Origin of the sequence: Spiribacter aquaticus (assembly GCF_007625215.1) — a bacterium.
Taxonomy (GTDB): domain Bacteria; phylum Pseudomonadota; class Gammaproteobacteria; order Nitrococcales; family Nitrococcaceae; genus Spiribacter; species Spiribacter roseus.
In genome coordinates, this window is record NZ_VMKP01000001.1 from 642,729 (window position 1) to 649,935 (window position 7,207).

The 7,207-nt window shown below is 56.5% G+C and carries 7 protein-coding genes and 1 pseudogene; 5 read left to right on the forward strand and 3 right to left on the reverse strand.

All coding sequences use genetic code 11. The features are described 5' to 3' along the window. The first annotated feature begins 107 nt into the window (after positions 1–107). Genes FPL11_RS03240 through wecB form a run of 4 tightly spaced genes read left to right on the forward strand, consistent with a single transcriptional unit; the run spans position 108 to position 3,912 of the window. A complete protein-coding gene (locus FPL11_RS03240; RefSeq protein WP_144347211.1) occupies positions 108–1,499 on the forward strand; it encodes a polysaccharide deacetylase family protein in 1,392 nt (463 codons plus the stop codon). Between the two features lie 18 nt (positions 1,500–1,517). After that, entirely contained in the window at positions 1,518–2,537 is a 1,020-nt protein-coding gene (locus FPL11_RS03245) for a nucleoid-associated protein (protein WP_144347213.1), read from the forward strand. Continuing rightward, a complete protein-coding gene (locus FPL11_RS03250; protein ID WP_144347215.1) occupies positions 2,534–2,770 on the forward strand; it encodes a hypothetical protein in 237 nt (78 codons plus the stop codon). Before FPL11_RS03245 ends, FPL11_RS03250 begins: the two co-directional genes overlap by 4 nt. Positions 2,771–2,811: 41 nt before the next feature. After that, the gene (gene wecB, locus FPL11_RS03255) at positions 2,812–3,912 is read left to right on the forward strand and encodes a non-hydrolyzing UDP-N-acetylglucosamine 2-epimerase (protein ID WP_144347217.1); all 1,101 of its coding nucleotides are present in this window, start codon (positions 2,812–2,814) and stop codon (positions 3,910–3,912) included. 242 nt (positions 3,913–4,154) lie between these two features. On the opposite strand, the pseudogene FPL11_RS03260 reads toward wecB, so the two are convergent. Further along, positions 4,155–4,975: pseudogene (locus FPL11_RS03260) on the reverse strand (integrase core domain-containing protein). A gap of 117 nt (positions 4,976–5,092) precedes the next feature. On the opposite strand from FPL11_RS03260, the gene FPL11_RS03265 reads away from it, so the two are divergent. Then, a complete protein-coding gene (locus tag FPL11_RS03265) occupies positions 5,093–6,220 on the forward strand; it encodes a glycosyltransferase (RefSeq protein WP_159308537.1) in 1,128 nt (375 codons plus the stop codon). Between the two features lie 357 nt (positions 6,221–6,577). Here FPL11_RS03265 and FPL11_RS03275 read toward each other — a convergent pair whose 3' ends face one another. After that, entirely contained in the window at positions 6,578–6,967 is a 390-nt protein-coding gene (locus tag FPL11_RS03275; protein ID WP_159308538.1) for an IS3 family transposase, read from the reverse strand. Positions 6,968–7,023: 56 nt separating this feature from the next. After that, a partial coding sequence (locus FPL11_RS10130; protein WP_222103836.1) for a hypothetical protein occupies positions 7,024–7,207 on the reverse strand: 184 nt, incomplete at its 5' end.

A 7,207-nucleotide genomic window follows, 5' to 3' on the forward strand; every position in this document is an offset into this window, starting at 1 on the left:
TTGTCGATTGGGTATTTCCGTCTTGAGCATTGTAGTCATATGCATATTTCGATAATCCGAGCTTTCACTCGGAAATGTTGCACGGAAACGGTTGAAAGGGTCTTAATATGACGTTAACCGTTCAAACCCCTGACACGCGAGCCTTGGAGCGCGATTATATCCTCGGCGTGCTACTGGGTGAGTTCCTTGGGCTCCCTTGGAGACGTGTTCCCAGTGAAAGGCGGGATGTGCGCATATCGCTCGAGGGTGCGCATGGCGAACTTCGTCTACCAGATGAACTGCTATCAGTGCCGGCCGACGATTGGCTTACTGTGGCTTCGATGCCTCTTCGCCCGCTGGTGCAGTGGGACACGCGAGACTTGGCAGATGACATTACGCTAGTCGAGTCAGTTTTGCCGGTTATTTATGGCGATCGGGAGCCCGGCGTCAAAAGGGAAAATGAGAGCATTGCACTGCCGGTGGATATCTTTGGTTCGGCCTTTTTCATGCTATCCCGATACGAGGAGCTGGTGACGCCGGATCGGGATGAGCACGATCGCTTCGCCGCCTGGGCTTCAATGGCCTATCAGGAGGGATTCCTGGAACGGCCGCTCGTCGATGAGTACGTGGAGATCCTGTGGGAGGCGATGCGTTCCCTATGGCCGGGGATAGAGCGTCGATGGTCAAAGGCCAGCACCCAGGTCACGTGCGATGTGGATAGTCCGTTCTGCTTCGATGGCTCGTTGAAGAAGACGGTTCGCCGAGTCGGTGGGGACCTGTTGAAGCGACGCTCGCCTAGCAATGCGGCGCGGACGGTCGTCGGTGCCTGGTTCGCCCGCAAGGGCGATTACCACCTAGATCCGCATCGCAACGGCCTTCAGTACATCATGGACGTGAATGAGCAGGCGGACCGCTCGGTGGCCTTCTACTTTATAGCCGAGAAGACTGATCCTCGTCTGGATAAACCGGTCAGTCTGGATGACCCGCGCATGCGCCATCTGCTACAGGAGATTCACGCGCGTGGCCACGAGATCGGATTGCACCCCGGGTACAACACCTTCCGCCATCCAGATGCCATGGCTCGGTCGGTAAAGACTCTCCGCCGAGTGATGGCTGAGGAAGGTATTGACCAAGAGAAAATAGGCGGCCGCCAGCACTTTTTACGCTGGGAAACGGCAATCACGCCTCGCTTATGGGACGAGAATGGCCTTGATTACGATAGTACCCTTAATTATGCAGACCGGCCAGGCTTTCGCTGCGGCACTTCTCGCGAGTACCCGCTCTACGATCTGAAGAAAGGGTGTGCGCTTCGTGTCCGAGAGCGGCCCTTGATTGTCATGGAGTGCTCGGTGATTGCGAAGCGATATATGGCCTTGGGGTATGGCGATGAGGCGCTGGCGGTAATGGAGCGCTGCCGTGACATCAGCCACCGCTTCGGCGGGAACTTTACCCTGCTCTGGCACAACTCGCACCTCGACTCAGCGGCGGATCATCGGTTTTTTCGACGACTCGTCGACTGAGTGCCTGACGAAGACGGAATGCCGGTCACCATCAATAACGTCGTGGTCCATCGGCTGGTCAAGGAGCAGCACCAGCCGATTCGGGCTTCACAGATGCGGGACGCGGTCCTCGACCGGACCAATGAGAACGTCCAGAAACTTATCCACAGCCTGGTGGCTGTTTACGGCACCCGGTATAACACGGCGCAGTATGGGGTGTTTGACGATGGCGCCGGGCGCGGCACGTTTCCGGACGCCTTTGAGCGTTATGCCGGGCAGGCGATGACCAACGAGGCGGAATTCCTAGCGCTATCCCGTATGGTAATGGGCCGACTCTACCAGCAAGCGAGACAGCTTTCGGCGGCCAGCGGGGGATACATGGTGTTCGCCGATTACGAGCGTGACAGCGGGCGGCAGTTCCTGGTGGCCATGGTCAAGGCACAGCCGGGGCTGACCCTGACTGAGACGCTTCAGCCGGAGGAGCTGATGGCGCTCGATCTGGATCGCGTTCACCAAGGAGCGCGGATTAACTTCAGGCGGTTTGCTGACTATCAGGCGGCTGGGCCGAAAGACCGGCAGGAGATTCGCTATCTAAGCTTCGTCAGTCCCCGATCGGCTCAGGAAACGGCCGGCTATTTCGTTACGGCGTTGGGTTGCACCGCCGGAACGACGGCAAGCCGATCCACGGATAACCTGCTGCGGGAGAGCAAGAAGCTGTTCCGGGAGACGCCCCAGCTTCGGTCAAACCGAGAGAATTTCGAGCAGCGGCTTCTAGACTATCTGCACGACAAGCGCGACGAGAGGGCGTCGGTGAGGGTTTCTGAGGTAGCGCACCTCGTCCAGCAGCACATCCCGACGGAGATGGCAGAAGCGGCGGACGAGATCGTGGAGCATTTTGTTACACGGCTGAACAGTGAAGAGGTACAGGTCCCGCCCGAGTTTCCGGTCAACGCGGCGGTGCTGAAACGCCATACGCATATCACCGGTCAGAGCTCATCTTGGAAGCTGAGCCTTGAGCGTGGTGCCCTGAGCACGGATCCGGCTGCGCAAAATCGTTGACTCTGGATGCGGTCGAGGGGCAACGCGAAGGCTTCCCCGATGACTTGCGCAAAATGGTCGAGCGGATGAAAGAGCGATTGGACGGCGACGAGCGTCGGCTTCGCCGCTGGCTTTGGACCTTCTACGGGCTTAGCTTCTTGCCGCTCTTAAGCGCCCTGATGGTGATGACCTGGCTATATTGGAACTCGCTTGGAACCATCACAGGATGGTTAGCCAGCGTGGTGGGCGCGTAAGTCCCGCTTAAAATTCGAACTACCCGATACGCCTGTACTCTATGCCCCAAATCCTTACGGTCCTCGGCGCCCGCCCCCAATTCATCAAGGCCGCTCCAGTCAGCCGCGCTTTTGCGGAGGCGGGTATCGATGAGGCCATCGTCCATACCGGTCAGCACTTCGACGAGGGCATGTCGGATGTGTTCTTTGAGGAATTAGAGATTCCTAAACCGTCATTTAACTTAGGAATCCATGGCGGGGGACACGGCGCCATGACTGGCGCGATGCTGCAAGCCCTGGAACCCCTGATGGAGTCTAAACGGCCAGACTGGGTTCTCGTCTATGGCGACACGAACTCGACGCTGGCTGGAGCTCTGGTGGCAAGCAAGCTGCATATTCCGGTGGCGCATGTCGAAGCGGGCTTGCGGTCCTTCAATCGCCGCATGCCAGAGGAGCAGAACCGGATATTGACTGACCACCTGGCTGATGTCCTCTTTACCCCGACGGACACGGCCACTGCGAGACTGCGCGAGGAAGGTATCCCTGACGAATGTATCCATCAGGTCGGTGATGTCATGTACGACGCCGCGCTCTACTATGGCCGTCTGGCGGATGCGCGCAGTGATGTCCTCTCGCGATATTCGCTCACCGCCGGCGATTATGTACTAGCGACCGTACATCGCGCTGAGAATACCGACGATCCAGAGCGCCTACGGTCGATCATGGAGGGCCTGGACGAAGTCGCCCAGCAGGATATGGCGGTCGTCCTGCCGCTTCATCCCCGGACGCGTGTCGCTTGTGAGCGCTATGGCATCCAGCCTCGATATACCCAATTCATCGATCCTGTTGGCTATCTGGATATGGTGGCGCTGGAACGCCACGCGGCAGTCATCGCTACCGATTCGGGTGGTGTGCAGAAGGAAGCCTATTTTCACGGGGTGCCGTGTGTGACGCTGCGGGATGAGACGGAGTGGGTGGAGTTGGTGGAGATGGGGTGGAATCGGCTTCTCTCGTCCCGGTTTGAACTCCGTGACGCGTTATTGGCCCAGGTGGGGGTGGCCGGCAGTAAAGGCGCTCCTTATGGCGATGGATCCACTGCGCAACAGGTTGCCGAATATCTGCTGAAGAGTGCTTTACGAAAAGCCTGTGATCTTGCGCCGTAACACCGGAGACTCCAGCACGCCATTACCCGGTTTTTGAACGCATTAGGGGGGGTTGATGTGTGCAAGGGCGGGATGGCGACGGGCTCGGTCGCACTCCACCCTGATATACACGGAAAGACCTTGGTGGAGGGCCTTGGGGTTCATCAGCGGCCGACTGTAGATGCTCTCGACCCTCAGGCTATGGGAGAAGGCCTTCACCACCGCATCGTCTAAGCAGTTGCCTCGTCCCCTTATGCGGGCGTCTAGCTGTGCACTCTCATGAGTTTGTCCCCGGATAGTCCGAGGGTGCTAATCGGTGTCTGGTGGTTGAGACGACCGTGCTGGCGATGCCAGTAGTAGTCATGTAGCCAATGCGGCAGGTGCTCTCCACGCTCGCCAGAGTTCGAGTATGCGAACGCGTAAGCCCATTCGCGCAGCGCCGTCTGGATGAAGCGCTCCGCTTTTCCGTTAGTGCGCGGCGTATTAGGCCGAGTAAACCGGTGCCGTATACACAGGCAGCGGCACATCGCCGCTAACTTCTTCGATCGGTAGGAGGGGCCGTTTCCTGTGAGCACGCGTGGGATCGTGACGCCGAGCGATCGGTAATTGCGCACGGTTGGCAATAGGTGGTCTCTGAGTCCTGGATCTTGCTGTGGGCAATGCGCGAGCAGTCATCGATCGCCACGTGCACATACTCCCAGCCAGCGCCGCGGGATGTGCCGAGGCCGCGTCCCGTGATGCGGTGGCCGACGCGCTCAAAGCGCCCGAGCTTCTTGATGTCGAGATGAAGCAGGTCGCCGGGGTTCTCATGCTGATAGCGCTGCGGCGGCGGTTTGATCTCCAGTGCACTCAGGCGATTGAGCCCATTGCGCTGAAGGATCCTGCACACGGTCGCCCGGGAGATGCCCATGTTCATGGCGATGCGATCCATGGTCCAGTGCTGGACCGTTTTTGGGTCAACATGGAAGAGCTCCGCTGCCTTGCGATAGCTCAGCCCTTGATCGATAACGGCATGAACCATCCGGGCTCGACCTCGAGGCGTGAGCGCGGCATAGTGATGACTGTCCCCGGGGGTCTCCTTCATTGGGTTGCCAAGTCCGCAAATTCAGCATCCCTCGGAGCTCCCCCGTGGACAACCTATTGAGAGATTACATCTAGATCGGCTTTAACAGTGCAAAAGCAGTTGATGCATAATCGAAGCATGCGCGCGGCAGAAATATTTATGAGCAACGCAATCCTTTTTCATCATCCAGGACCCATCAATGATGGCCTACAATCTGGAAGGCCCGTAAGGGTAAAAAATCTTTTACAAGCATTTAGCGAAATAGGTTTTGAAGTGGATGTAATAGCCGGTAATGTTTCGCAGCGCCGGAAAGCAGCAAAAAAGGTAAAAGATAAAATAGGGCACGGACGCCAATACAAGTTCATGTACGCAGAAAGCTCAACAATGCCTACTGCTTTAACTACCGCTTCCCATTTTCCTATCGCGCCTTGCATGGATCCTGAAATTTTTTTTTATTTAAAAAGAAAGAACATCCCAATAGGTTTGTTTTATCGCGATATATATTGGAGATTCGAGGAATATTCTCAAAAAGTTTCTTTTTGGAAACGAGTGTTTGCGATAAGTTTCTTTCGCTACGACTTGCAATGGTATCAAAAAACTTTAAAAGTTATGTATCTGCCATCCTTGCAAATGGGTAGGTTCCTGCCCAACCCAGCCAAATTTAATCTTAGCGCGTTGCCGCCGGCAGTCGGTGAAAATAGTATAGGGGCACCCGCAGAAACGGTTACTGAACCACTCAATATACTATATGTCGGCGGTCTTTCTTCGCATTATCGGTTACACGTTCTTTTTCGCGTTATATCACGATTATCCGGAGTAAAGCTTACAGTATGTACTCGCAGTCAGGAGTGGTCCCAACTAGAGCACGAATATGAAGAATGGTTGACACCTAATATAGAGATTGTGCATTTAAGTGGGGAACAATTGCCAGAGTTATACGAGCAGCATGATGTCTGTTCGCTTTTTCTAGAACCGAACCTTTATCGAAGCTTTGCAGCGCCTGTTAAGCTTTATGAATACATTGGCGCGTGTCGACCTATCATCGCTTCCCAGGATACAAATGCCGGTGATTTTGTGGAAGAAAATAACGTAGGTTGGTCGATTTCTTATGATGACCATTCTTTGGAGGAGCTTCTTAAATATCTGATTTCAAGTCCCAGCGAAATTATAAAACAAGGCCGAAACTGCAAGCCGGTAGCCAAAAAAAATACATGGCGGAACCGCGCAGAAAATGTAGCACGGTATTTGGGTGATCTTGATCAGTAACAGTGGACACTCGATTACGCCACTATCCTCGCCTCGAATGCATCAGGGCTGATGTATCCAAGGGCAGAATGACGACGGGTTCGGTTGTACTCCACTTCGATATACGGAAGAAGCTCTCCACCACCGCATTATCGAAGCAGTTGCCTCGGCCGCTCATGCCGGCGACCAGTCCGTAGCGACAGATCAGGTTCCGGTGATCCCAGCCACAGTAAACGCTGCCGCGATCCGTATGCATGATCACGCCGCTGGGCTCGCGACGCCGGGCAAGCGCCGCTCGCAGCGCCGTGCAGGCGAGCTCAGCGTCGATACGTGTGCTGGTCGCTCAGCCGATCACCTTGCGCGTGCACAGATGCAAGATCAACGCGAGGTAGAGCCAGCCTTGTATCGTGCGCAGGTAGGGGTGTCACCGGCCCACTGCTCGTCAGGCCGCTTGGCGCTGAAGTCTTGGGCAAGGACATCGGGCGCTACACCAAGGGAGTGGCCCGAGTCGGTGGTATGCCGAAAGGGTTTGGCCGCGCGGGCCCGCAGCCCCTGCGGGCGCATACTCTCGGCCACGGTCTTGCGGTTCATCGCCATGCCTTCAGCCTCCAGCTCCTCGCGAAGGCGAGGCGAGCCGTAGCGGCGCTTCTTCGCCTCGAACAGTTCGACTACCTTCGCGTCCCGCTTGGCCCGCTCGGCCAGGCGCTGCGAGGTGGTCTCTCGACGGCGCAGCCACGCGTAGTAGCCACTGCGCGAGACACCGAGCACCGCGCACTGGCGCGCGATGCTGTGTACCGATCGATGCTGGTGAATGGCGGCGTACTTCAGTCCAGCTTCTTCGCGAAGTACGCCGGGGTTTTTTCCAGGATCGTGACCTCTTCGGTCTTGTCGGCGAGCTGGCGCTTAAGCCGAGCATTTTCCTCGTGGACCCCCACTGTCAGACTACATGTCGTCTCGATTTTGTATCCTCTTAAGTTCAGAGGGGCTGAAGGAGACGACGAGTCATGC

Excerpts from the sequence above, each read along its gene's own strand:
- FPL11_RS03240 (WP_144347211.1), top strand. The coding sequence starts at position 108 with ATGACGTTAACCGTTCAAACCCCTGACACGCGAGCCTTGGAGCGCGAT.
- FPL11_RS03245 (WP_144347213.1), top strand. The coding sequence starts at position 1,518 with ATGCCGGTCACCATCAATAACGTCGTGGTCCATCGGCTGGTCAAGGAG.
- wecB (WP_144347217.1), top strand. The coding sequence starts at position 2,812 with ATGCCCCAAATCCTTACGGTCCTCGGCGCCCGCCCCCAATTCATCAAG.
- FPL11_RS03265 (WP_159308537.1), top strand. The coding sequence starts at position 5,093 with ATGCGCGCGGCAGAAATATTTATGAGCAACGCAATCCTTTTTCATCAT.